The sequence below is a fragment of the Pseudomonas rossensis genome, assembly GCF_039888995.1.
Lineage (GTDB): Bacteria > Pseudomonadota > Gammaproteobacteria > Pseudomonadales > Pseudomonadaceae > Aquipseudomonas > Aquipseudomonas rossensis.
Window position 1 is genome coordinate 74,664 of record NZ_JBBWCB010000004.1, and the last position, 25,598, is coordinate 100,261.

The 25,598-nt window shown below is 55.8% G+C and carries 15 protein-coding genes and 1 pseudogene; 13 read left to right on the forward strand and 3 right to left on the reverse strand.

From position 1 onward, the window contains the following. Positions 1-52 precede the first annotated feature (52 nt). Both WLY71_RS02565 and WLY71_RS02570 read left to right on the forward strand, forming a co-directional pair. On the forward strand, positions 53-976 hold the full coding sequence (locus WLY71_RS02565) for a hypothetical protein (RefSeq protein WP_347802376.1): 924 nt from the start codon (positions 53-55) through the stop codon (positions 974-976). Positions 977-1,102: 126 nt separating this feature from the next. After that, positions 1,103-2,509 (forward strand): DUF2252 domain-containing protein, encoded by a 1,407-nt coding sequence (locus tag WLY71_RS02570; protein ID WP_347802377.1) that lies wholly within the window; start codon positions 1,103-1,105, stop codon positions 2,507-2,509. Between the two features lie 94 nt (positions 2,510-2,603). Here the strand turns inward: WLY71_RS02570 and WLY71_RS02575 are convergent, their stop codons facing one another. After that, on the reverse strand, positions 2,604-3,194 hold the full coding sequence (locus tag WLY71_RS02575; RefSeq protein ID WP_347802378.1) for a GNAT family N-acetyltransferase: 591 nt from the start codon (positions 3,192-3,194) through the stop codon (positions 2,604-2,606). Between the two features lie 168 nt (positions 3,195-3,362). On the opposite strand from WLY71_RS02575, the gene WLY71_RS02580 reads away from it, so the two are divergent. The 5 genes from WLY71_RS02580 to rimJ are packed head-to-tail and all read left to right on the forward strand — an operon-like array spanning position 3,363 to position 6,971. Further along, entirely contained in the window at positions 3,363-3,836 is a 474-nt protein-coding gene (locus WLY71_RS02580; RefSeq protein ID WP_347802379.1) for a hypothetical protein, read from the forward strand. Beyond that, positions 3,833-4,126 carry an ATPase domain-containing protein gene (locus WLY71_RS02585; protein ID WP_347802380.1) on the forward strand — a complete coding sequence of 98 codons (294 nt, stop codon included), beginning with the start codon at positions 3,833-3,835 and terminating at the stop codon, positions 4,124-4,126. Before WLY71_RS02580 ends, WLY71_RS02585 begins: the two co-directional genes overlap by 4 nt. Then, a complete protein-coding gene (locus WLY71_RS02590) occupies positions 4,047-5,294 on the forward strand; it encodes an RAD55 family ATPase (protein ID WP_347802381.1) in 1,248 nt (415 codons plus the stop codon). The genes WLY71_RS02585 and WLY71_RS02590 overlap by 80 nt, the downstream gene beginning before the upstream one ends. Before the next feature lie 9 nt (positions 5,295-5,303). Further along, positions 5,304-6,326, forward strand: coding sequence for a sensor histidine kinase (locus WLY71_RS02595; protein ID WP_347802382.1), 1,023 nt, complete (start codon positions 5,304-5,306; stop codon positions 6,324-6,326). A gap of 57 nt (positions 6,327-6,383) precedes the next feature. After that, a complete protein-coding gene (gene rimJ, locus WLY71_RS02600) occupies positions 6,384-6,971 on the forward strand; it encodes a ribosomal protein S5-alanine N-acetyltransferase (RefSeq protein WP_347802383.1) in 588 nt (195 codons plus the stop codon). Between the two features lie 40 nt (positions 6,972-7,011). Here the strand turns inward: rimJ and WLY71_RS02605 are convergent, their stop codons facing one another. Together WLY71_RS02605 and pmrG are read right to left on the reverse strand one after the other, a co-directional pair. Beyond that, positions 7,012-7,839, reverse strand: a complete 828-nt coding sequence (locus WLY71_RS02605) for a phosphatase PAP2 family protein (RefSeq protein WP_347802384.1) — start codon at positions 7,837-7,839, stop codon at positions 7,012-7,014. A 26-nt stretch (positions 7,840-7,865) separates the two neighbouring features. Beyond that, positions 7,866-8,537 carry a lipopolysaccharide core heptose(II)-phosphate phosphatase PmrG gene (gene pmrG / locus WLY71_RS02610; protein ID WP_347802385.1) on the reverse strand — a complete coding sequence of 224 codons (672 nt, stop codon included), beginning with the start codon at positions 8,535-8,537 and terminating at the stop codon, positions 7,866-7,868. Positions 8,538-8,933: 396 nt separating this feature from the next. On the opposite strand from pmrG, the pseudogene WLY71_RS31230 reads away from it, so the two are divergent. From WLY71_RS31230 to WLY71_RS02635, 6 genes and pseudogenes are all read left to right on the forward strand, one after another. After that, a pseudogene (locus WLY71_RS31230) lies at positions 8,934-9,860 on the forward strand (methyl-accepting chemotaxis protein); the annotation flags it as partial. A gap of 144 nt (positions 9,861-10,004) precedes the next feature. Then, positions 10,005-10,718: a methyl-accepting chemotaxis protein gene (locus WLY71_RS31235; protein WP_425589907.1), complete on the forward strand. Its 714-nt coding sequence runs from the start codon at positions 10,005-10,007 to the stop codon at positions 10,716-10,718. Between the two features lie 234 nt (positions 10,719-10,952). Then, positions 10,953-14,303 (forward strand): Tc toxin subunit A, encoded by a 3,351-nt coding sequence (locus WLY71_RS02620; protein WP_347802387.1) that lies wholly within the window; start codon positions 10,953-10,955, stop codon positions 14,301-14,303. Positions 14,304-14,329: 26 nt separating this feature from the next. Then, a complete protein-coding gene (locus WLY71_RS02625) occupies positions 14,330-18,259 on the forward strand; it encodes a Tc toxin subunit A-related protein (protein ID WP_347802388.1) in 3,930 nt (1,309 codons plus the stop codon). Continuing rightward, on the forward strand, positions 18,256-22,746 hold the full coding sequence (locus WLY71_RS02630) for a SpvB/TcaC N-terminal domain-containing protein (protein WP_347802389.1): 4,491 nt from the start codon (positions 18,256-18,258) through the stop codon (positions 22,744-22,746). The genes WLY71_RS02625 and WLY71_RS02630 overlap by 4 nt, the downstream gene beginning before the upstream one ends. Then, positions 22,743-25,595, forward strand: a complete 2,853-nt coding sequence (locus WLY71_RS02635; RefSeq protein WP_347802390.1) for an RHS repeat domain-containing protein — start codon at positions 22,743-22,745, stop codon at positions 25,593-25,595. Before WLY71_RS02630 ends, WLY71_RS02635 begins: the two co-directional genes overlap by 4 nt. Positions 25,596-25,598: the final 3 nt, after the last annotated feature.

The window sequence follows — 25,598 nt, forward strand, 5'->3', positions numbered from 1 at the left end:
TGCGGGTTTACCTGCAACCGCTTGAGCAACCAACGAACTCTGGAAGATCAACATGAACGTATGGATCGCAGCCGTCCTGGCCGCCATGGTTTCTGTGCCAGTACACGCCGCCACCGAGATCGCTCCTCATGTCGAGCAGGTCACCTTCAAAAAGGGCTCCGACACCGTCAGATCCGCCCGTTCCATCAAAGGCCCGCTCACCGCGCAGTACCGCCTAAACGCGAAGGCCGGCCAAATGATGACCGTGGACTTCAAGTCTTCCAACACCTCTGCCTACTTCAACATCACCGCGAAAGGTGCGGACTATGCGTTGTTTAACGGATCGATCATGGGCAATCACTTTCTGGGACCATTGCCCGCCGATGGCGAATATACGGTTCAGGTATACCTGATGCGCAACGCTGCTCGGCGCAATGAAGTGGCCAACTACAGCCTTTCATTAAGCCTGAGCTCGGGTAATGCGACGGACAGCAACCAGCCGTTCGACCAGACATTTGAATTGCAGGGCATTGGCTTTCACGTGACGAGCGTGTCGGCCGATGGAAATCGTGCTCTGCGCATTGCACCCCGAGGTCTGGAAATCGATAACTCAGAGATCGTACGCCCCCTCACCGGCACCATCGTCCGAGCAGAGGTCGCCGACCTTGATCGCAATGGCTCTCCAGAGATTTACGTATTCATCAGGTCACCGGGGCGCGGGATGCCGGGCGAGCTCATTGCTTACGCTGCCAATCGCAAGAAGTCACTTAGCGAGATTTATCTACCACCTGTCAGCGAGAACCCAAAAATAGCGGTGGGCTACCAGGGCGAGGACGAGTTAGCCGTGGTGGAAAATGCGTTGGTGCAGCGGTTCCCGGTTTATGACAGCACGGATGCCGACGCGGGCAGGACAGGGAAAATTCGGCAGGTTCAGTACACGTTGATGCCTGGTGAGGCCGGGTGGGTTTTGAGGGCTTTGGGGACGACTGAGTATTGAAGGATGCTCGTTGGTGAGTTGCTCCCGTTCGCCCCCACGGTCAAAGCCAAAACACTTCGGATGAAGACCCGAAGCCCTTCTACACTCACCTCTCACACGTCTAAAACACTCACCATACGAGCCCACATGACCTCCCTCAAAGACCGTTTGAAGCAAGGCAAGGATGCTCGCAAGAACTGCTCCCGCAGTTCGCAGGCGGCCATAGGGAAAGTAAATCGCGATCCGCTGTCGCTGATCAAAACGTCCAGTGAAGGCCGGATCACGTCGCTGGTCGAGTTGCGCTACGGCCGCATGCTGGTCTCGCCGTTCACCTTCTATCGCGGCAACGCGCTGCTGCAAGCCCACGACCTGGCCGGAACATCCAGCATGGGTCTGGTATCGCCCATCTGCGGCGACAGTCACCTGATGAACTTCGGCGGTTTTGCAACGCCGGAACGCAATCTGCTGTTCAGCGTCAACGATTTCGACGAAGCCCATCCCGGCCCTTGGGAGTGGGACTTGAAACGGCTGGTGGCAAGTTTCGTGGTGGCAGCGCGCGACCTGCGCCATGGCGACACGGTCGAAGAAACGGTCTGCCGCCAGGTGGTCGGCGCCTACCAGCAGACCATGCTCGAATGCGCCGAACAAAGCGCCATGGAAACCTGGTATGAGTCCATCAGTTACCGCGATCTGCGGCAGCAGGCGAGCAAAGCGACACTTGAGCATGTAGAGCGCGCCATCGAAAAAGCCGAACGGCGTACCCATGCTGAACTGCTACCGAAAATCAGTGAACGTGACGCACATGGCCGACTGATCATTCGCGATGACCTGCCGGAAATTTTCCATTTACACGAAAACACCACGCTGCTGGATGCCGACGACGACTGGCTGCGCCTGTCGAACTGGCGTGCGCTTTACGACGCGTTCATGCGCGACTATCCCGGCACACTGCAAGCCGACCGTCGTGAGCTGTTGGCGCGTTTTCACGTTCAGGACATGGCGTTCAAAGTGGTCGGTGTGGGCAGCGTCGGGACTCGATGCCTGGTGGCCCTGCTGACCGATGATCAGGAGTTCCCGCTGTTCCTGCAATTCAAGGAAGCACGGCGCTCAGTGCTTGCCGATTATGTGAAGACTAAATTGCGGGTGCGGCATAACGGTCAGCGCGTGGTCAATGGCCAACGGTTGATGCAATCGGCCAGTGACCTGTTCCTCGGCTGGACCACCGGCCCCAGCGGGCGACACTTCTATGTGCGCCAATTGCGCGACATGAAAGTCTCGGCTGAACTCGAGACGTTCGACGCTGAAACCTTTGCCGCCTACGGACGCGTTTGTGGCCGCGCGTTGGCTCGCGCCCACGCCAAATCGTCGGGAAACGCCGCACACATCAGCGGCTACATCGGCAAGAGCGATGCGCTGGCCGACGCGCTGTTCAAGTATGCACAAAGCTACACCGAGCAGAATGAGCGTGACTTCGAACGATTCCAGCAGGCCTGCCGCAAGGGCCGTTTGCGGACACGCTCGGAAGCGGACTTTGCGGCGGATCATTTGCCTTAGGCGTGTCTCAGGGCGTGAAACGGCGGGCACTCATCGACATGAATTTTTCTTCACCCCACGACCTCTCACCAACGGGTACATTGCGCTCGCTCATTCAAGAAACTACGGTTTGCCCGCCCTCCCGCGGGCTTTTTTTTGCCTGCTGTTTTATTTCCTGCGGGAGCTTCAAACGATACAAATACGTGTCCTGGACGCCATGGCATTCCGAATGCCGCGCTTGCCGGGCCATTCTGATCAGCTCAAACCCAGAGGCTTTAGCCAGCTGCTGACTCGCCCCATTGGCCGAGGATGTCGTCAGGTAAAACGTACAACCGGGCAGACTTTTGACTAATAGCTCAAGCGCCCGTCGCATGTAACCTTTCCCCGAGTACTCGGTGTTGGCCCAGTAACCCACAACATATCGATTGCGTCGGCGGGGTTTCAACCCAATACAGCCAATGACCGCCTGCCCGTCATCGGCCACGATAAACAGGCGCCGCTCGCCTGTTTCGCTGTTGAAATCAACAGCCGCCCGCAGCAAAAACGCGCGTGCTTCGTCCTCGGACGTGTGGGACCTGGCCCACGGCAGAAACTCGAAGTGGGCGACATAACTGGCATTCAGGGCCTCCTGAAGCGGTTTACACAGGCTGGGGTCGGGCGCCCTCAAGCTCATTGAGTGCAATTGCAGGGGTAACGAAAGCTCCATGCATCATCCTTAAAGTAAAAGCGGATTCCATTTTCGCCAAAACAGGCGATGTTTCCTTGTTTGTGCAGCTAACCGGAGGGCCTTTATAGAGCCATGCACTAGAAAGAGTCAGGTTTTCGGGCCCTGCCGCAATCCTCTGACGCAAATCACTCCCAGCACTGCCATAGGGTGTACCATCAAACACTGTCCATCAGATATCAGTTAGCTATGTCCACGCTAAGCGAAGAGAGCCGCCAGATCGTAGCTTCTCTGGTGCACCGCGTTGGCCCCAACGCTGACATTGCAACAGTCGCGCAAGCGATCGCATCAATATTGCAGGATATGGACGCAGCCCTCACGCCCATCATCGGCCAGCCAGGGGTTGTCGCGCTTTATCGCCGCAGCCTTCATCTGTGCGCCTCCAGGCATCCGCGCCTGGCCGGCACCTATGAGAGTGTGCAGGCCTCCCTGGATCTGACTTCCCTCAAGTCCGTACTCGTTGAGCAAAGCGAAACCGATGCGCTGTTTTTCGGTGAACTGTTGCTGACCACGTTTTACGAGCTGCTGACCACGCTGATCGGGCCCTCGCTCACCGCACGTTTGCTTCGTGGCGTGTGGGAACCTTCTTTGAGCGACACCCCTTCGCAGGAAAATTCGCCATGAGCACCAAAGTGACTATCAACCGCCTGGCCACCGGCGTGCCAGGACTGGACGAGGTGCTGGGCGGAGGATTGCCGGAGTTTTCGTTCAACCTGATCGCAGGTCCCCCTGGCTGTGGCAAAACCACCCTGGCGCATCAGATGATGTTCGCCCTGGCGACGCCCGAGCGCCCGGCGCTGTTTTTTTACCGTCCTCGGCGAGCCGCCGCTGAAGATGTTGCGTTATCAGCAGCAATTCGACTTTTTCGACAGCGAAGCGATCAACCAGTCGATCCGATACGTCAACCTGGCTGACGACACCCTGGCCGGGAATCTGGATGAAGTGCTACGGCGAATCGTCAGCGAGGTGGAGGCTCACTCCCCGTCACTGGTGTTCGTCGACTCGTTCCGTTCGGTGGTGCTGGCGAGCCAGACCCAGGACAACCCCAACAACAACCTGCCGCAGTTCGTTCAGCAATTGGGCATGTTGATGACCACCTGGCAGGCGACGACCTTCCTGATTGGCGAATACTTCACCGAAACCGACACCAACCCGATTTTCACCGTGGCCGATGGCCTGATCTGGCTGCGCCAGAGCGTTCAGCGCAACTCCATGGTGCGCAAGATGGAAATCATGAAGATGCGCGGCCAGCCGACGCTGCCAGGGCTGCATACTTTCCGTATCGCCACGTCGGGGATCAAGGTCTTTGCACCCGCTGTGCACAACTCGGTTGAAGCACCGCTGGAGTTCCCGATCAAACGCCTGAAAATGGGTGTGCCGCAGCTCGACGAGATGCTCGGCGGCGGCCTGCCTCGTGGTTACTCCTTGCTGGTGGCCGGGCCATCGGGCTCGGGCAAAAGCATTCTGGCGTCCACCTTCCTGGCCGAAGGCGCGAGAAATGGTGAAACCGGCGTGATCGCGGTGTTTGAACAACGGCCTAATCACTCCCAGAACGCCACCCTTGCGGGCCTGATCCAGAGCGGACAGGTCGGGCTGGTGGACAGCCGCGCCCCGGACCTGTCCATCGACGAAATCGTGCAGTTGCTGCTCAGCGAGATCAGCCGACTGAAAGCCACCCGCGTGGTGATCGATTCGTTGTCGGGCTTCGAACTGGCGCTGGCGCCGACCTTCCGCGAAGACTTCCGCGAGTCGCTGTCGCGCATGGTCACTGCTTTGACGAGCGTCGGGGTCAGCGTGTTGATGACCTCAGAGCTGGAAGACCGCTACACCGACCTGCGTTTCAGCCCTTACGGCACGGCATTTCTCACTGACGCCATCATCGTTCAGCGCTACATTGAAGTGCAGAGCCGTTTACTGCGCATCATGGCCGTGGTCAAGGTGCGGGCCAGCGCCCATTCCGATGAGTTGCGCCAGTACCACATCGACGAGAACGGCCTGCAAATCGGCGAGATGTTGCCAGAGCAGGAAGGCTTACTCGGTGGCCGGCCTACCCGGCAGCGTTTGAGCAAAGACGACGGATGAGCAAAAATCATGAGTGAGGCCAATGGCAAGAACGAGCAAGCGATGGCCACCGCCGCTCGCGAACTGTTCCTGCTCGGCCAGAAAACTGTTGAGGCACGGGCAGTGCTGGCGGCGTTGCAAAAAGAGCTGAGCGACGCCAACACCCGGCTGGTCGATAGCCAGCAGGTCGAGCAACTGATCGAGGCCAATCAGCAGTTGGTGCTGGCGATTTTGCTGGCGCAGTCCGATGCAGAAACACCAAAACGCACGCAGGAAGAACAACGACTGTTCCTGGAGATGCGTGAAGCCAACGCGCAATTGGTGATCGCGGCCCTCAGCGCGCAAGACCTGCAAGCCACGGCCGAACACACCCTGGAACAACAACGCAACATCCTCACCCTGGTGGCCCACGAACTGCGCAACCCGCTGACGCCCATCAGCATGATCGCCGGGCGGCTGGTGCGTGTACCCAGTGAGGAACTGCCGCGGATGCAGGCGCTGATCGAAGGCCAGGTGCAGCACATGTCGCGGCTGGTGGACGATCTGCTCGACGTCTCCCGCGCCAGCACCGGCAAGTTGCGCCTCGATTGCCAAATCGTGGATATGGTGCAGATCATCCATCAGGCCATCGATGTGTGCAGCCCGGTGATGGCTGCTCACCATTTGCACTTCACCGCTGAACTGCCCGAGTGCGCGTTGGCGGTGAATGGTGACCCGGTGCGCCTCACGCAGATTCTCGGCAACCTGCTGGGCAACGCGGCCAAATACACACCGGCGCACGGCAATGTCACGCTGTCGGTGACCGCTGAAGCCGACGTGCTGGAGATGAGCATTTGCGATAACGGCATCGGTATTTCCGCCAAGGCGCTGCCGTTTATCTTTGAGCCCTTTGTGCAGGATGTTCACGCCGCCGGCTTCAACGGTGCGGGTCTTGGCATTGGCCTGACGGTGGTTCGCGAACTGGTGGAAGCCCATGGCGGCACAGTGATCGGCATGAGCGATGGCGACGGCAAAGGCAGCACCTTTATCGTGACATTGCCGCTGGCGGTTTGAGTTTTTCCGCTGGCCACGCAATGCTTGCGCGACGATCCCCGCGAACCGGAGCGCCCTATGCCGCTGTTGTCCCTGTCCTGTAAACGCTTGACGCTGGCAGTGCTAGACCCTGAGCAGGCGGCGCTGGAAAGCGACTTCTACCGGCGCAACCAGAGGCATCTCGCCCGGTGGTCGCCGATTCGCCCCGCCGATTACCACAGCCCTGAAAACATCCGCCCACGCCTTGAGGTGCAAGCCAGCGCTTTCCATGCCGGTCTGGCGGTGCATTTCGCGTTGCTGGATCCGGACAACGGCCAGATGATCGGCGCCTGCAACTTCAGCGGCATCACTCGCGGGGCGTTTCAGGCCTGCTATCTCGGTTACCACATCGACGAATCTCATCAGGGCCAGGGCCTGATGCAGGAAGCACTGGAAGCAGGTATCGGCTACATGTTCGATGAGCAAAAGCTGCACCGGATCATGGCCAATTACATCCCTGGCAATGAACGCAGTGCGCGGCTGCTGGAGCGGCTGGGATTTGAACGTGAGGGCTACGCCAAGGCCTACCTGAGTATCGCCGGGCGCTGGCAGGATCATGTGTTGACGGCGTTGATCAATGATCGCTTTGAAGCACCGGAACAGCGCTGGTCCAGACGCCTCTCGTAATACTTCGTCTGCTCGGGCTTCCCATTCCCTTGTTCGAACTTCATAAGTTTCTGAGCGGCTCAGCGATGGGTCGCGCAGCCTGTTGGAACACCGGTTGCTCCAGCCGCGCTCGCCCATAGAACGCCAACGCTGTCAGCAAACACGCCAGCCATACGAAGATTCCAGCCCAGAAGGTGTGGGACATGTAGTGCCAGCCTTGCAGAACTCGCGTGGTGCCGTAGACGAAACCGAGCAACAGCGAGCCATACATCACCGGTTTGGAATAGCGCCAGCGGTAGCGGCGCGCCACGAAGTACAGCGCCAGCATAGTGAAACCGCCCGAAGCATGTCCGCCCGGCCAGCAGCGACCATCGCCCGCGACTTTCAGCAGATCAAAATTCTCATACCACTCCTTGTGCTCGATTTTCCCGCCGTACTGGGTCGTTTCGATCGGGCAGTACACGCTGGTGTGCCCCTTGAGGTAGTGGATCACACCGGTGCTGACAGAGAACGCGAACACCACATAGAGAAAGTCCCGACGGTGCTTGCTGGCGAACCGAAGCACCGGCGCGACTTTGATTTTTTCCAGAAACGCGATGATTTTCGAATGCTTTTCGGCCTTCAGGCGCGGCCAGAGAAACGACAGCAAGGCGCCGACGATCGCTAACTCTCCGGTCCAGTTCGGGATGATCCGCGCCCATTTATGGGTGATCTTTTCGAACAGATGGACATGATCCAGCGGAAACGTCTGCGTGACCGGGTCATAAAAAAGATCATTGAAAGCGATGTCGATTTTGGTCAGGTCGAACAGCAGGAAAACCACGACCGCACAGGCCAGCGGAATGCCGAAGTTCACCCAGTAAAAGCGGTAGCGGGAAGAAGTCAGCATTGTGTGTCCTGATCCAGAAAGTGAATTCATTCGGCGGTCACCGAGCGCCAGTCCGAGGCTTCGATGAAACCGAGCATTCGCGGTGCCTGAGGCGTTTCGGCCGAGATAAACAAAGACGCGCCGTAACCGAGGGTAGAGGCCGGCAACTTGAGGTCTTTCTCCAGTTGCGACATGCATTCGCTGTGGGTCACCAGAATCAGGTTTCGCCCGGCCACCTTGTGCGCCAGAGCGTCACGCAGCATGGTGCCCTTGCAATTGATCAACCAGTCCTCACCGACCCCGACCTTGTTGAACATGTAGCCAGCGGTCTGCGCTGTACGGATGACAGGGCTGTTGTAGATGTCAGCCTTGTTCAGCCCCAGTTGTTCGAACTGCGCACCAACACCCACCGCGACGCTGCGAGAGCGATCGGTAATGCCATCGTTACCGTTCAGGCAGGCTGCGCTGGAGTGATCGCAGCGTTCGACGTGACGCACCAGCACGATCACGTCGCCCTTGGCCCAACCGGCCGCCAACGCCCGGGCGCCGGCCACATTACCGTGGGCCAGGTCCGGTACAGCGGCCGGCTGCAAAAGCCACACCGTCAGCGGAATCACCAACAGCGCCGAGGCGAGCACGACAGCCGCATTGCGATAGCGGGCAAAACGGCTCAGATCAATCGAGCGTTTTATCCCGAACAGACTCAGTCTCAATTCCACATCAAGCCGCCTCGCCGGCACGCATCAATTTCATTCGATGCCGCGAGGGTAGAGAGGCTGGCGTCGGCAGCCGGTGAAACTCATGTGAAAAAAAGCTTAAGACCTGCACAAAGGCCTTGTTACACATCTGTCCTACAGAAACCATTCAGCTCTCGCAATTACTGCCGATATACACCTGCAACACACCTTGCTGGCGACCAAAAACAACAATCTTCCAGCCAACCGACGATCAAGAAGCACAACGTTCCTGGAGGACTTTTGATGAATAGCTGGTTCGGCAATATCAGCGTGAACATGAAGCTGGGCCTGGGGTTCGGCCTGGTCCTGGCCCTGACCTGCATCCTCGCCCTGACCGGCTGGACGAGCCTGGGCGGATTGATTGACCGCAGCAACTGGATGAGCGACATCACCCAGCTCAATGCCGGCCTGACCAAGCTGCGTGTGGTTCGCCTGCAATACATGCTGACCAACGGCGACGAAACCGCCGCACAGAACGTCCAGACCACCCTCGAGGCGTTCTCCGCTCAGCAACAAGCGCTGCTGGTGAAATTCAAGAGCCCGGAAAACCTCAAGCTGCTCAAAGAGCAAGGCGCCGTCATCGACGCCTACAAGACGTCCCTGAACAAAATGCGCAGCGCGTACCGCACCGGTAACAGCGCGCGCGACACCATGGGCGCCAATGCCGACGCCGCCAACACGCTGATCAACGCCATCAACACCCGCGTGCAGCAAATGCCTCTGAGCGACCAACGCTTCGAACAATTCCAGGCCATCACGGCGGCCAAGGAAGCCTTCTTGCTCGCCCGCTACGAAGTGCGCGGCTACACCGCGACCACCAGCGCCGAGACCGAGCAAAAAGCCGTCGGCCAACTGGACGTGGCGATCGCCAGCCTGAAACCCCTCAATGTGCATTTCGCCGACACTCAGCAAGACGCCCTGCGTCAGCTGGAAACCGCACTGACCAACTACCGCAGCGCCTTGCAGGCTTATAAAGCGGCGAACAGCGATGCGGTGCAGGCGCGCAAGGAAATGACCGACCAGGGCGCCGCCATCGTGACCCTGAGCGATCAGCTGTACCAGATTCAGCTCGACCGCCGTGATATCGAAAGCGCCCAGGCTCGCACGCTGCAGCTGATCAGCACCTTGCTGGCGTTGCTGGTGGGCATCATTGCTGCCGTGATCATCACCCGTCAGATTACCGGCCCGCTGCGCGACACCTTGGCCGTGGTTGAACGCATCGCCAGCGGCGACCTGTCCCAGGACGTCAAAGTGACTCGCCGCGACGAACTCGGTGTGTTGCAACAAGGCATCGCTCGCATGGGTGTGACCCTGCGCGACTTGATCAGCGGCATCCGCGACGGCGTCACCCAGATCGCCAGCGCCGCCGAAGAACTGTCTGCCGTGACCGAGCAAACCAGCGCCGGCGTGAACAGCCAAAAGATCGAAACCGATCAAGTGGCCACCGCCATGCACGAGATGACTGCCACCGTGCAGGAAGTCGCGCGCAACGCCGAAGAAGCCTCCCAGGCGGCGGCCGCTGCTGATGGCCAAGCCCGCGAAGGCGACAAGGTTGTGAACGAAGCCATCGCCCAGATCGAACGCCTGGCCACTGAAGTGGCGCGCTCCACCGAAGCCATGAGCGTGCTGCAACAGGAAAGCGACAAGATCGGCAGCGTCATGGACGTGATCAAGGCAGTGGCCGAACAGACCAACCTGCTGGCGCTCAACGCCGCCATCGAAGCGGCCCGTGCCGGTGAAGCCGGTCGTGGTTTTGCCGTGGTTGCGGACGAAGTCCGTGGCCTGGCTCAGCGCACACAGAAATCCACCGAAGAAATCGAAGGCCTGGTGGCCGGTCTGCAGAACGGCACGCAACAAGTGTCGGCGGTGATGAACAACAGCCGCGCCCTGACCGACAGTAGCGTTGCGCTTACCCGCAAGGCTGGCGTGTCACTGGAAAACATCACCCGCACAGTGTCCAACATCCAGTCGATGAACCAACAGATCGCTGCCGCCGCCGAACAACAAAGTGCCGTGGCCGAAGAGATCAGCCGCAGCATCATCAACGTGCGCGACGTGTCCGAACAGACCGCCGCCGCCAGCGATGAAACCGCTGCGTCCAGTGTTGAACTGGCGCGGTTGGGTAATCAGTTGCAGATGATGGTGAGTCACTTCCGGGTGTAATCCCTCGCGCAACCGGACCCCGGCAACCTGATGCTGCCGGGGGCATCCGGCCAACCCACGCAAATATGGCGCTGGCCTCGGGCAAGACCACAGCATTAAAACGGCCTACGATTCGTCGAGATTTTTCCCCGACCAAGCAGCGAGTTTTCCATTCACTCATAAAACGAACGGCTGACGGTGCTTGCCGTCATGACGCAGTAAGGTCGAGCTCCGCCTACCAGGAGTCTCATCGTCATGGACAACTACCCGCTACTCCAGACATTGATCAAGGAAAACACCACAAGCAACGATGCGGATGTGCAAAAACTTTTCAAGGACAAGCTGCAGATCACATCGGTTTTCGATATCACCCGGCTGACCGAGGCTGACTTCAAGGCAAAGGTCGAAACAGCCATGGCCATTGATGAAAAGCTAAAAGCAACGCCATCAATTATCGACGTCAAAAAACTTTACGATAATGCCAAGTGTTTTTCTGCGCAGGTCGCTCACCTATACAGAGAGCAACAGCTGTCTTCCGGCGAAGCGCAGCACCACTGGCATCCTCCAGGAATTCGTGCTGTCGAAAAGCAAGGCCCCAGCTACACCAACTTATTCAAGGAAAACTGGGACGACTCCTGCAAAGTCGATTCGATCGCTGCCATTGATTCTCCAGTTACCTACCTCAGGGCGCTGTACCTGTTTGCCTCGCAACTGGAAACCAGCGGTTCGCCTGCAACGGATAAAGACAAACGACTGCTATTGGAAAACAGACGCCCTGATCTCGCGGATTTATGGATAGATCAAAGCAGCACGTTCGACCCGCAACCCATGCTCAAGATTATTAACGAGCTGTTGGATAGAAGTATTCAGAAGGCACTGGAGACCACCTCCGAGAAGGGCATATCGACATTCAGCGTATTGGCAAAAAGACGCTATCCCTTTGCGTTGCCCTATAACGTTTCCCACCATCAGTGCCTGCTGGGCCTCAGTGGTCATAAACCATCCCTGGGGGCCTTGAACTACCTCATCAGCACTCGACTGCCCATGAGTGAGCACTTCGACAATCAATATGGTCAAGTGCTCTCATCTTCTCCCGCCGAAGCCCAAGAGTTGTTGTCGGGCCTAAGCCCTCAACAACAAACGCTACTGACCGAACCTGCGCTGGACGAGCAGCCGCAGACCGGAACAACGCTCACCGCAGAACAACAGAAGCGCAAAGATGAATATTGGACAAACCTCTATGGCACATCCGAACCCGCCAGCCTGAGCAACATGACTGGTTTTATGAAGCGTACCGAATTGAATGCCCAGCAAATCGAAGCGCTGCTCTCACTAGGCAAACATGCTCCGCGCCATCCGAGTAATTACCCAGAGAACGGTACACCTCCCCCTCCCTATGGTGCTCTTTTTATAAACGGCCCTTCCACCAGCTCCAACTTGGCAATTCTTGACGAAGCGGGCAAAAAAACAATTGCCCAAGCGACAGAGCAACGACTAATACGCCTGCAACGGATGATCCGCTTGCAACGTTGGTCGGGCATTTCTTTTGCTGAATTGGACGCACTGATCATCAGCGCCTTTGAATCGCAAGTTCCGCGCAACGCGCTCATGCAGATAGATACTCATACCGTACGTACTTTGGGTGTTTATCGCTACCTGAACCGACAGTACTCGATCACCGCTGAAGAATTCGCAGCCTTGCTTTATCAGGTATCAACCGATACCAATAGTGATACTCCGGCCTTGTTCGACCGCGTATTCAACCCCGCCCGATTGTTCGACACGCCACTGGCACTCGATGGTCGGACATTCTCCACCGACGATGCGACCTCTGCCTCTCACACCATACTGCAGCATTTGAGTGCGAGCCTTGGTCAGCCCATGACCGATGATTCGCTGTTATTGATAGTCAAAAATACGCAGCGACACCTTGGCCCTCTGAAATGCGACTTGCGCACCCTGTCATCAATTTACCGACAAGCGCGAATAGCCCAAATGTTTGGAATTTCGGTCGCTGACTGCGCAGCGCTCGCACGTTTGATGGCGGGTGAAAGCGCTTCTAAATGCCTGGCAATCGGACACGTCCGGGACATCCAGACAATTCGGATAAATATCAGTAATTCCGGCGAGTCATTTGAGCTCATTGCACGTTTTCGCATGCCTGGCCAGACGGCTTCCAAGGCCACAACGCGACTCATGTCCGGATCAACCCTGACAACCATTACTTCGAAGTTTGCCGACAGCAAAATGGCGGGATCACTTTTCATCCAGTTGCCGAGAACGGAGACTGATGAAGATATCGATGAGGATGATGTCCCCAGCATTGCAATCAAACAGTTACCGACGGTAGCAGCCAATACGTCGATCTCTCTGGAGGGGTACTTGATAGAGCTGCCAGGCAGCATTCTTGATGCATTTATACAAAATGAAAACCTGTCGGCGATCATAGCGCTGTTACCACGCAGTCAAGGCTCGAAAGACCTCCCTGAAACGAGTAACTATACCGATGTGACGCTGACGGATGCCCGTCAAGAAATCGATGAACTCAACATTACCGATGTAATTCTACAAATGGACTGGATCACGAAGTGGCTCAGCGAATCGGTGTACAACATCCCTACATTGCGATATCTACTGGCGCCCATAAGCGACGATGATCATTCATTTCGGGGCTTGCAGCAGTACCTGACAAAATTGAAGAGCGACACCGTGAAGTGCGCGGTCACACCGGAAGAAATGGCAAAGCTGTCGCTTCCCAAACCAATCGAATTGCCCACTCTGGTGGCAGCTGGACTGCTGGATGCCCAGGGCCTGGTAAAAAATATCGCACCCGCCATCGAAGACGATGTGCCACTGAAACTGGACGCTGCGCTAGCAAGCATGCTCAATCCGTTAAAGCTAGCCAAGGCAATTGAGGACAGCTGCACAAAAAAACTCAAAGACCTGCTGCTGACTGCCCATGAGCGGCAACTGCACCTGATCGAAAAGCTTTTGCAAGAAATCTGCATGCTCCCGATGAATTGCGCAAAGGCAGTGCTGTATTGGGCAAACACGTCGACCCACACAATCTTGACCGACGCTCTGAACAACGAGCTACCAGCCCTGCTTGCCCAGACACTTGCACCCGTTATGCGCCACGCCGCAGCAGCCGTTCAACTGCATCTAAGCAACAGCGCCCTTCGCCAGTTCCTAAGCCATCCCGATTGGTTGGAACCTGCAAATACGCGGTTGGCAATGACCCTGGGCAACTTGTATTGGCTGGATCGCTTCAATCATTGCATGACCACCTATCACCATCCTGAAGAAGACTTGCTGAGTTACCTGCGCCTCGCCAATTCAGACTCTGCCAATTCGGCCACCATGAACGGTTTTCTGGCCAAACTGCTGAATGGGTCAGAAGCTGAAATCAGCATCTTGACCGCAAAGCTGCCAGATCACCATGCGCGCACGATGAAGGACCTGGATTGGGTCATGCGCTCCCTCACCGCCTGCACAGCCACGGGGCTATCCGCCGCATCACTTCTCGGCGCTACCGCCCTGAACAACAACAGTCCAGCCAGCGCCTGGAAGGCTGCCGGTGAAGCCGTCATGGCCGCCAGTCATTGATCCCATTACATGCTCAAGGAATGAACATGTCCGCAACCATTGAAAAGCAACTTAACGAAACCCTGCGTGATACTCAGCTTGCCCTGTACCTGCACGAATTTGTGCCCACAAACGAGACCTTGGTGAAACTTGGGATCGCAGAGCATTTACTTACCGCCAACGACCTGTACCAATACTGGTTGCTGGATGTCCTGGTCAGTCAGGACGTGCCCACTACCCCGGTAGCCTGTGCCATTGCAAGCCTGCAGCAATACATCAACAGTATTCTCGCCAACATGGAACCCGGTTATCACACGGCGGACATTCCGGCAGACCAGATCGAAACCTGGCGTACCGTGATGCATCACTACCCCACGTGGGCGGCAAATCAGCAGCTTCATTATTTCCCGGCGGTTTATCTGGACCCGACCCTTCGCCAAACCAGAACCGAAAGCTTCCAGAGTCTGGAAAATGACATCAACCAAAACCAACTTAGCGCTGAGTCTGTACAAACGGCAGTACTGGCTTATCTGGGCAGACTCGAGGAAGTGGCCAACTTAAATACACTCAACGGCTATATAGACGGGACAGATTTCGCCAACAGCATTTATTACTTCATTGCCAAATCCCGCGCAGCGAACACCTATTACTGGCGATCTCTGGATATGGCAAAGCGCCCCAATACGGGCGTCCCTCAGGCCAAGTACGATGCGCCCGAGCCCCAGGCGTGGTCAGAGTGGCACCGTATCAATTTGCCCATCAACGAAAACACGATTGAACAAACCATCCGCCCGGTCATGTTTAACAATCGCCTATACGTCATCTGGGCCGAATGCATCTTTCAAGACAACACTCATGCTGCCAGGCAAGTGTCAGAGCCCCGTCCAGCAGAACCCAGCCGAAACCCCACGAGCCCGCAATTTCGTTTGAACCTGTGTTACAAAAAATATGACGACAGCTGGAGTACTCCACAAACTTGCCAGCAAGCTTACGCTTCGAAGGAATTCTTGCATGCCCTGACGTTAAGCGAAATCAACAAGTACACTAACACCGTTGCCACGCAGAACGACAAGCATCTGTTTCTCGCACTGTACGTTAAAGCCAAGCCTTCTCAAGATAACGATACAGCGAACAATTTTTTCTGGATGTCAGTGGATATCGACAAAGACTTCAATACCACCTCCAGTTCGCTCACAGGAGAACCTTCCGAAAAGGGCGAAGATCCCATTGAAAAGAAAATCCGATCGATTACCGAGAAATTGGGTGGTTCTACACGAACACTGCAATACAAACTTCCTGATGAAAAAAGCCTTGAAAATTTTAAACCTCCAATAATCGCAAACCGCCTCGACAAGCAATCAGGCAACATACAGTACGTCGACTTCTCATCGTCAACAATCGAACTCAGTGACGGGAAGAAGAAAGAGACTCAAGGTCATCTCAAACGCTCCGGGATTCGGCTGAACATCACTTTCACCCGACATTTGATCGATCGTGCCGAGACCAGCATGAACACATTGCTGAGCTGGGAGACTCAGCATCTTGAAGAACCGTTGCTGGAAAGCGGCGGTAAAACGGAAAAAATGAATTTCTACGGTGCCTATGGGCGGTACTTCGTGGAGTTGTTTGTGTACTTGCCATGGTTGATCGCCCACCGTTTCAACCAGTCATCTCAATACAACGAAGCCGAACGCTGGTTGCACTACCTGTTCGACCCGGGCCGTAAAAAAATTGCGGGTGGCAATCCTGACTACTGGAACGCCGTACCCTTGCTCAACGCCTCTTCAACCCCAGCGCCCGGCCAACTGAGCTATGCAATCCAGGGCCCTCAGGATCCTCATCAAATTGCCCTGAGCCACCCGGTACATTTTCGTAAAGCCTTGTACATGCTCTACATCGATATCCTGCTCAATCGTGGTGATGCGGCTTACCGCACATTGACGCCGGACGGATTGACAGAGGCTAAGCTGAGGTACATTCGCGCATTGGATTTGCTGGGCCCTCGCCCGGATCTCAAACAAACCGATGTCTGGGCACGCGTCAAACTGAAAACTTTCAGCGACGGGAAAAGTTCGTCACTGCGCGACTTCGAAAACAAACTGGGCAAAGAGGGCAAACACAAGCCTGCAGCAGACACCCCCCATCTGGCTCCGCAAGTGTGTGTACGACCTTATGCTTTTGCACCGTCGGTTCACGCTATCGATACCCCTCATTTGCGCCTGCCATTCAACCCGACGCTGATCGCTCGCTGGGAGAAGCTGGAAACTCGCCTGCACAACCTCAGGCACAACCTCGATATCGTCGGCAAGCCATTGAGACTCCCGCTTTTTGCGCAAGTCGCCGCGCCGGCAAATCTGCTGCGCACTAATCCTCAACGCGCTGCCGAGCCCGGTGTTTACCAACGTCAGCGGAATGACATCCCGCCTTACCGCTTCAGTGTCATACACGCCCAAGCCACGAATGCCGTGGACACCGTGATCCAGTTTTCAAATACGTTGCTGTCATTCATCGAGCGAACCGAGCAATCCAGTTATCAGGAAATTCAGCAGCAACATCTATGGGACCTGGCAAACGTCGCAGTACAGATTCAAACCCAGGCATTGAAGGTCGACCAGAAAAACAAGGAAGCCTTGCTGGCGAGCAGGAACATTATCGAAGACCGTCTGAATCACTACAGTCAATTGGTCGATGAAGTGGTCAATCCGGAAGAAGTAATGGCCGCCGCATTGCACCTGACGGGACGCCTTGCAGAAGTCTCTGGCTATGCGGCCCAAGCGATCGGTCAAGGGGTCAAGTTCCTGCCCAATATCTTCGGCCTGGCGGACGGGGGCCATCGTGTCGAAGGCATGCCCTTTGCGTTCATGGCAGGTGCTCAGAGCCTGGCGGCAGTGGCTCATGGTACGGGGGAGACCCTGGAACGTACTGCGCAATACCGGCGTCGCCATCAAGAGTGGACACTCGCGCGTGATCAGGCAAGGCTTGAAATCGCGCATCTGGACACATTGCTGCGCGTTGAAGCCGAACGCGAAACCGCTTCCTTGTTGCAGTTACAACAAACCCAAAAAGCACTGGCCCAAGCCAAAATGTCCTACGAGTTCTTGAGTAAGCGCTTTACCAATTCGCAGCTTTATCAATGGTTCATTGGCCAACTCTCCAGCTTCCATCAGCAGGTGTATGACGAAGCGTTGTCGTTGGGCCGACTTGCCGAATCGTGTTGGCGCTACGAGATGGCCGACGAATCGGCACAATCTTTTTTTCAGCCGCAGACCTGGAACAGTACATACCGCGGCCTGGGCCCTGGTGAGTCTATGAAAGTGGGATTACTGAAGATGAAGAATGCCTACCTTGCCGGTGGTGAGCGCGAACTGGAGATCCGCAAGACCGTGTCGTTGCGCCATCTCAAGAAAAAGGAAGATGCGATACTCGAGCTGAACAACAAGACGATTGCAAACAAAACCCTGAACAAACCATGGGATGACTCAACTGATGCGGTGCCGAAGGATGACTCAACTGATGCTGGGCCGATCGTTTCGGGACTCAAGGCGGACATCATCAAAGGCGCATGTGATTTCGAACTCACCAAACCCTTGTTTGACCATGATTACCCCGGTCACTATCTACGACGCATAAAAAGCATCAGCATCTCCTTTCCTGCCATTTTGGGGCCTTATGAGGACGTCCGCGCCATCCTGACCCAGGTCAGCGCCGAGGTTTGGGAGAGCAGCACCGCCGAGCAGCCGAAGAGCACTCAACGGGCCAATCAACAAATTGCTCTTTCGACAGGTATCGATGACAACGGTCTGTTCACACTGAACTTTCAGGACGAACGCTACCTTCCTTTTGAATACACCGGTGCAATTTCAAAATGGAGGCTGTCGTTTCCCAACCCCAGCGCTCAGAGAGCCATGCTCGAATCGCTGACCGATATCATCGTGCATGTGCGGTACACCGCCAGGGCTGCTGGAGGTGCGCAATGATCAATGCGACTTCCATCCCGATTACCACCGCGACTCTGCCCAAGGGCGGGGGGGCCATTCAAAGCATCGGTAACGAGATGGGCGCCGTCGGGACCAGTGGCGCCGCCTCCTTTGAAATCCCCTTACCAGTGACGCCGGGGCGCGGGTATGCACCGGCACTGGCGCTGCGTTATAGCAGCTCTCAAGGCAACGGCGTCTTTGGCCTTGGCTGGAATCTTTCCCTGGGGAAAATCAAACGGCGCACTCACCTGGGCGCGCCGACTTACACCGACAGCGACTTGTTTCACGGCCCCGATGGTGAGGTCTGGTTACCTGAGCGAAACAAGACAAGCGGCGTTCTGATCTCCAGGCAGGTAACGCGCAGCAATAGGGGTACGCAGGAGAAACATGCTGTCGTGCGATATCGCCCGCGGGTCGAGAGCACTTTCGACCTGATCGAGCACTGGTCCAGCGCGACCGACAAAGCGGGCTATTGGTTGATACGCAGCGCGGATGGCAGTCAACATCTGTTCGGAAAAACCACGGCGGCACGGTGCGCGGACCCCGACACCTCTTCACGGGTAGGAGAATGGCTGCTCGAAGAAAGCATGAATGCTCATGGCGAACATATTCTTTACGAATACAGCGTTGATACAGCGGCAAATCAGGGCCCTGCCGATTACCGGGCACAACGTTATCTATCTCGCGTGCGCTATGGCAACTTCAACGCCGATTCACAGTTGTATCTGCGCTCCGTTGATGGCCTTACCGATAAAAAATGGCATTTCGACCTGTGTTTCGACTATGGCGAACGCAGTGTTGGGCTGCAGGACACCCCTGCATATGAAGTGACGGCTCCAAGCCTCTTGCGCAGCGATCCGTTTTCGCACTTCGCGTATGGCTTTGAATTGGGCACTCGACGTCTGTGCCGGCAAGTCCTGATGTTTCATCATTTCCCCAATGAACCATCAATGGGTGCCAAACCGGTACTGGTGCGTCGTCTCTTGCTCACGTACCAGACTTGCGCATTGTCTTATAGCTGCCTGAGTGCGGCATTGCCCCGCTCCTATGGCGCCACATTCACTGATATGTACCAGCCGCCTCTGGAATTTACATACACCGGTTTCACGCTAACGCCAGAGGGACGCCCCTTTAAACCCTTTGAGGCGTTGAGCCAGCTCAATCACCAAGAGCAATTCCAGCTCATTGACCTAAGAGGAGAAGGACTGCCCGGTATTCTTCATCGAACGGATAAAAGTTGGCGATACAGCTCGCCTGTGCGCGATGAGAAAGGTGGCGATCACGTGACGTATGCACCTTGGAGCGAGCTGCCTCAGATCCCGATGTCAGACCACCGAAAACCCACACGACAGTATCTGGCCGACCTGAATGGGGACAGTCGTCCAGACTGGATCGTAGCTCACCCTGAGCTATGCGGTTTCTTCACACAGGATTCAAATGGAAATTGGTCCGGCTTCACACCTTTTGACGCGGTTCCCAACGAGTTTTTTCATCCTCAAGGACAGCTGGCGAACGTAATAGGGACTGGCCGTAACGATCTGATATTGATCGGGCCCCGCAGCGTGCGCCTGTATTGCAATCAGGAAACAGGCCAGTTTGGCGCCGCCACCGAAATGCCACGAAGTCGCGAAGAAGATGATTTACCGCTGCCCGGCAACTTACCCGGTGAGCTGGTGGCTTTCAGCGATCTTTTGGGCAGCGGTCAACAACACTTGGTTCGTATTCGACACAACGAAGTGAAATGCTGGCCCAATTTGGGTCAAGGTCGCTTTGGTAAGGGTCGCGTAATGGCTTCTCTGGACTTTTCCAACGAGCACTTCGATGCATCGCATATCCTGCTGGCCGACCTGGATGGCTCGGGTTCCGCAGACCTGATTTATCTACAACCCGATTGCGCAAGGATTTTCATGAACCGCGGCGGCAACAGTTTTGCGCCTGCCGTGGATTTACCCTGGCCTGAAGGGCTACGCCATGACCGATTCTGCAAGGTCAGCGCAATCGATCTGCAGGGGCTTGGCTGTTCAAGTCTTGTGTTTACCGTGCCGGGGGATACTCGCCGTCACTGGCGCTGCGACTTTGTCGACACCAAGCCTTACTTGCTCGATACCAGCAACAACAACATGGGGGCTGCCTGCAGCGTCAGTTATCGCAGCTCTGCCCAGGAATGGCTGGATGAAAAGAAGCAGTTGCTCGAAGACAATAAACCGGTGATTTCTCATCTACCATTTCCACTGTTTCTGGTGACGAATCAGAGCCAGAACGATGAAATTACCGGTAATAAACTGACCCAACACTTCAAATATCGTCGTGGTGTGTACGACAGTGTCGAGCGAGAGTTCCGGGGTTTCGGGCTGCTCATCCAAACCGATAACCCTACGGCCGGCCTTGATGCACAAGCCAGCCTGAATAACCCACCCATCCTGACAAAGACCTGGTTCCATACTGGCCAGGTCATAGACCCACTCAACCTTGATTACGACCAAAGTGACAAGGCAGCCATCGCGCTCAAAAAAACAATCCTGTCATTGGACAAAAACTCGATGGCGGACGGTATGACGAACAACCGAAAGCGCGAGTTCGCTCGAGCGCTGAGCGGGCGGACATTAAGAGTCGAAACGTTCGGCCTCGACAAAGAAAACGAAAAACAAAAGCCCCCCTATTCGGTTGTGCATCATCGATATCGGCTTGTTGAACTCCAGAGTAGGGGTATTTATCAACCCTACTCGATCGTGCAGCCGTTGGTAGCGGAATCCATCCGCTATCAGTATGAGCGCATCCCTGAAGATCCTCGCTGTAGCCACACAATCAACGTTGAATGGGACGAGTATGGTCACCTCACCCACGGCGTAGAGATCAGCTACGCGCGGCGCAAAACACCTGCTGACACCTCGCCGTACACAGATGTCTGGCAGAACACATGGTGGAACGATAGCCATGACGAGGAGCAACAGTATTACTACGTGAGCGAAACCAAGGCTCAATTCATTCATGTCATTACCGATGATGCACAACGTCTGGGCTTGCCCTTTTTGCAGAGAACCAATGCGTTAAAGCTGCCGAAGGCGCCATTGACCGACGGGTTATCGCCTGGAGCCATCGACCATGAACAGTTGCTTGAACTGAGCGCCTCGCAATCCTGGAAAACCATGCAGGTCATGACAGGTCTGTCGGCACAGCGTTACCGAAAACCTGATGCAAACAGCAATTACGATGAAGGCGAGGCTAGCATTGAAGGTTTAATTGCGTTCCAGGAAACCGCCGAATTCAATGACGTCGCCCTGGCTGCCTATAACGGACTTAAAGCAACGACGCCGTCTTTTGATATGACCGGGCAATTGCAAAGCAGTGGCTACCAAAAAATGCCCATCGCTTTACCAACTGACAAAGGCTGGGATGAACGGAATCAACTGTGGTCCGCACGTCGCGGTTTTATTACATACGATAATCCGGCAGGTTTTTACAGGCCATTGACTGTCAGGAAAAGCCAAAAACAGGGCCTGACAACCCTCACCTCAGATCCCTATTGCTGCTTGACCGCAACAATAAAACTACCCGACCAATGCACTACTCACCTGTCCAGGATTGACTATCGAACACTTCAGCCAACACGGTTGATCGACCCCAACGCGAACATACAGGAAACTCAGTACAGCGCTCTGGGACAGGTACATGCCTTCACCTGGTACGAGGACGACAGTTCGGGCTTCAGACCCTTGGACACTTACCAGCGCAACTCCGATGACCGTCCTGACATCGCCATTAATGATCCTGGCGCTGCGCTCAAGGATATCGCGAGCACTTTTTACTACGACTCGCTGAGTTGGATGGGCAGAGTTCCCTACATTGCGGACAACAAGATCTGGCACGAAGAGGCCGTAAAAAAAGGTGATTTGCTGCCCACCGGACACATACGCGCAAGCACCCGTGCTCGCCTTGCCAGATTGAGCACCAAAACGCCCTACGAGCAAACGCTTCAAACTGCGATGGCCAGCGTGCAGCGTGAACCGGTTCACTGCGTGACGATGCAGGCGGACAGGCTCTATTCAGATAGCGAAAAGCAGGTAAGGATCACCACCGTGTGCTGGGACGGCTTTGGCCGACAACTGCAAAAAAAACAACGAGTGGACCCGGGTAAAGCCCTGGACATCAATGAAGACGGCACGTTGAAACTTGAAAACGACACAGTGCAAGAGCGTGAAGTTAACTTTCGATGGCGTGTCAGCGAACGAATCGAATACGACAACAAAGGCTTGGTCATTCGTACTTATCGCCCCTATTTCAGCGGACGCCACCGCTACGTCAAGGATGACGCCCTGCGCAAATCAGGGCTGTGCGACAAGCACTTCTACGATCCGATGGGCCGCCTGCTTCGTGTCATCAATGCCAAGGGCGACGAGCGTCGGTATACCTATCATCCCTGGTATTCAACGACCGAGGACGAAAACGATACCCAGCCAGATACTGTGACTCAGGGAGGTGTTCAATGAGCACGTCTATTCATCGCCATACGCCCACGTTGAACGTCGTCGACGGTCGTGGTGTTCAAGTCCGCGAAGTGACCTACTTATGTAATGAAACCATCACCCGGCCCCAGGCACGCATCACTCGTCATTTGCATGACATCAATGGACAGGTGCTCGAGCAACGCTCGCACGCCAATGACAGAGATACGCCAGACCTCATGCAGGTCAATAGCTTGTCGGGTGTTCTGTTAAAGACCTCAAGTATCGATGCAGGGTGGCGGCTGACGCTGTGTGGCGAAGCCGGTCAAGCGCTGCAGAGCTGGGACTCTCGCGGCAGCCGTTGGCAAACGGACTATGACGACCAGATACGTCCACAAGTGATTTACGAACAACCCAGCGGCCAACCCCGCCAGGCCATCCAGCGCTTTACCTACGCGGACAACTCCAGTGCCCATGCGCGAAACAACCAGTGTGGACGTCTGACTCGCCATGATGATCAGGCAGGAAAGCGTTTGGTATCTGCGTATGACCTGACAGGGCGAGTGCTGGAAGAGACGCGAGAATTTGTGAAAGAACATCAGGGCGTGAGCTGGCCGCAAGCGCCCGATGACCGCGACAAGCTGCTTGAAGCCAATAGCGCTTACACCACCACCTGGCGGTACGCACCAACGGGCGAAAACCTGGAACAGAAAGACGCAAAAGGAAATGTGCAACGTTTCTGGTTCGATGTCGCCGGCCAGCTCAAAAAAGTCACGTTGCAACTCAAGGGCAGCGCCGAGCAAAAACTGATCCTTGATGAGGTTATATACAACGTTCAAGGGCAGATCGAATCGCAAACCATGAACGGCAAGATCGTCAGCGAGGCAGTTTACACACCCGAAAATGGTCGCGCGACTCAGCGCACGATTTCGCGCGAGCGAGGCAGGGTTCTGCAAAAAATCCGCTATGCCTATGATGCTGTCGGCAATGTAGTGAGCATCCACGACCACACCAAACCGATCCAATACAACGCCAACCAACGTATCGAGCCGATCAGCACCTATGTCTACGATAGCCTCTATCAACTGATCAAGGCTTCGGGTCGTGAAGAGCAGGAAGCAAGCAGAGGTGCCCCGCTTCCCGATTGGTCGGCAAGGCCGGGAGACCGAAGCCGACTGCTCAACTTCACTGAGCACTACACCTACGATGATCGCGCCAATCTGGTCAAACTGCAGCACCGCCGCGAAGGCAACAACTACACCCGCGAAATGCATATCGCCACTGACAGCAATCACGCATTGCCATGGAAATCAGACGAGTCGCCACCCGACTTTGCAAAAGGTTTCGACAGCAACGGCAACTTGCAGTGGCTGCAGACAGGTCAACCCCTGCAATGGAACGCGAGCAACCAATTACAAAGCGTGATACTGATCGAACGCGACGCTGAGGCCGCGGACACCGAAACCTATCTTTACGACGGCAACGGTCAGCGTGCCCGCAAACGACAGACGAAAAAAGTGCGCACCCTCTCCACTGTGAGAGACGTGAGCTATCTGCCGGGGCTGGAAATCCGCGTCACCGACGCTCAAGAACTGGAGGTCATCACCCTTCAGGCTGGAGGCTGTTCGGTACACTGCCTCCATTGGAGCCGAGGCATCCCCCCGAAAATCGCTAACGACGCTTTGCGTCACAACTTCACCGACCATTTGGGCTCAACGACCCTGGAGCTGAACGTCGACGGCGAACTGACCAGCGAGGAGAGCTACTACCCCTTTGGTGGTACGGCGTGGAGGGCCGCGCGTAACGAGCTCGAAGCGAAATACAGAACTATCCGCTACTCAGGCAAAGAGCGCGACGCCAGCGGCCTTTATTATTATGGCCGTCGCTATTACGCACCGTGGTTGCAGCGCTGGATTAGCCCCGACCCGGCGGGGGCCGTGGATGGGTTGAATAGGTATAGGTTCGTCGGCAACAACCCGGTCTCTCATCAAGATTACTTGGGTCTGATGAAGTACGAAATCGTACCCTACAGTGCCGGCGCGACTGGACCTGTACCGCCAAGTGTTCACCAGCTTGCCAATCACAACAATTACAACCCGAACGGATTGACGTTCACAGCAAACATGCAAGATACACATAGGCATCAACTGGCCTACGACCTTAACTGGACAACGCGAAGTCTGCTCTACATGGGAGCGGGCAACCAGATAGGGGACATACTTAACAGCGGTGAGATGTCTTCTATGCTGACGGAGCATCTAAGAGCAAACCTGGGCCCAGGTGCTTCAAGCCAACTGGTGGCAGAACATGCCGTCGCAGCCAGTGCCGGACTGTGCGATGAGTTTGCAGCGGTCAGCTCACATTTGGCCGCCTCGTCATTGCACGGATTCGGAACACCTGTCTTTATCGCGCAAATACCCGGGCATACCTTTACCTTGCTCGGTGACAGGGCGGTGCAGGATCCGGTAGTCGTCGATCCCTGGGTGTCTTATCCGATCCCGGATAAACTTTCGACCAGCCGCTACAACCACCCGAACTTGATTCAATTCAACAACTCGGCGGCCATGCCCCAAGACCCGAGATTTCACATATCAGTTGCCAACGTCGCCGCCCACGCGCCTCTGTACACCGGACCACTGCAACCATTGCCCAGGCCTCTGGATCAAGACATTCAACATGATCTCAACACCAGCGGCGTAAGCAGCTGGGTCTGGAATCAAATTTCATCACAACAGCACTCCAATGACGTTTGGGGTGTTACAAATAATGGCTTCATCAACTTCGCAAATGTTCCCCCGAACGATTGGAACAGGCTGGATGCCAGCGCGTTACTTCCTGACATCTATGCAATAACTCATCTGCAACAGCACCCTAACCCATACAAAAGGTTATGAACC

Excerpts from the sequence above, each read along its gene's own strand:
- WLY71_RS02565 (WP_347802376.1), top strand. The coding sequence starts at position 53 with ATGAACGTATGGATCGCAGCCGTCCTGGCCGCCATGGTTTCTGTGCCA.
- WLY71_RS02570 (WP_347802377.1), top strand. The coding sequence starts at position 1,103 with ATGACCTCCCTCAAAGACCGTTTGAAGCAAGGCAAGGATGCTCGCAAG.
- WLY71_RS02575 (WP_347802378.1), bottom strand. The coding sequence starts at position 3,194 with ATGGAGCTTTCGTTACCCCTGCAATTGCACTCAATGAGCTTGAGGGCG.
- WLY71_RS02585 (WP_347802380.1), top strand. The coding sequence starts at position 3,833 with ATGAGCACCAAAGTGACTATCAACCGCCTGGCCACCGGCGTGCCAGGA.
- WLY71_RS02590 (WP_347802381.1), top strand. The coding sequence starts at position 4,047 with ATGTTGCGTTATCAGCAGCAATTCGACTTTTTCGACAGCGAAGCGATC.
- WLY71_RS02595 (WP_347802382.1), top strand. The coding sequence starts at position 5,304 with ATGAGTGAGGCCAATGGCAAGAACGAGCAAGCGATGGCCACCGCCGCT.
- rimJ (WP_347802383.1), top strand. The coding sequence starts at position 6,384 with ATGCCGCTGTTGTCCCTGTCCTGTAAACGCTTGACGCTGGCAGTGCTA.
- WLY71_RS02605 (WP_347802384.1), bottom strand. The coding sequence starts at position 7,839 with ATGCTGACTTCTTCCCGCTACCGCTTTTACTGGGTGAACTTCGGCATT.
- WLY71_RS31235 (WP_425589907.1), top strand. The coding sequence starts at position 10,005 with ATGCACGAGATGACTGCCACCGTGCAGGAAGTCGCGCGCAACGCCGAA.
- WLY71_RS02620 (WP_347802387.1), top strand. The coding sequence starts at position 10,953 with ATGGACAACTACCCGCTACTCCAGACATTGATCAAGGAAAACACCACA.
- WLY71_RS02625 (WP_347802388.1), top strand. The coding sequence starts at position 14,330 with ATGTCCGCAACCATTGAAAAGCAACTTAACGAAACCCTGCGTGATACT.
- WLY71_RS02630 (WP_347802389.1), top strand. The coding sequence starts at position 18,256 with ATGATCAATGCGACTTCCATCCCGATTACCACCGCGACTCTGCCCAAG.
- WLY71_RS02635 (WP_347802390.1), top strand. The coding sequence starts at position 22,743 with ATGAGCACGTCTATTCATCGCCATACGCCCACGTTGAACGTCGTCGAC.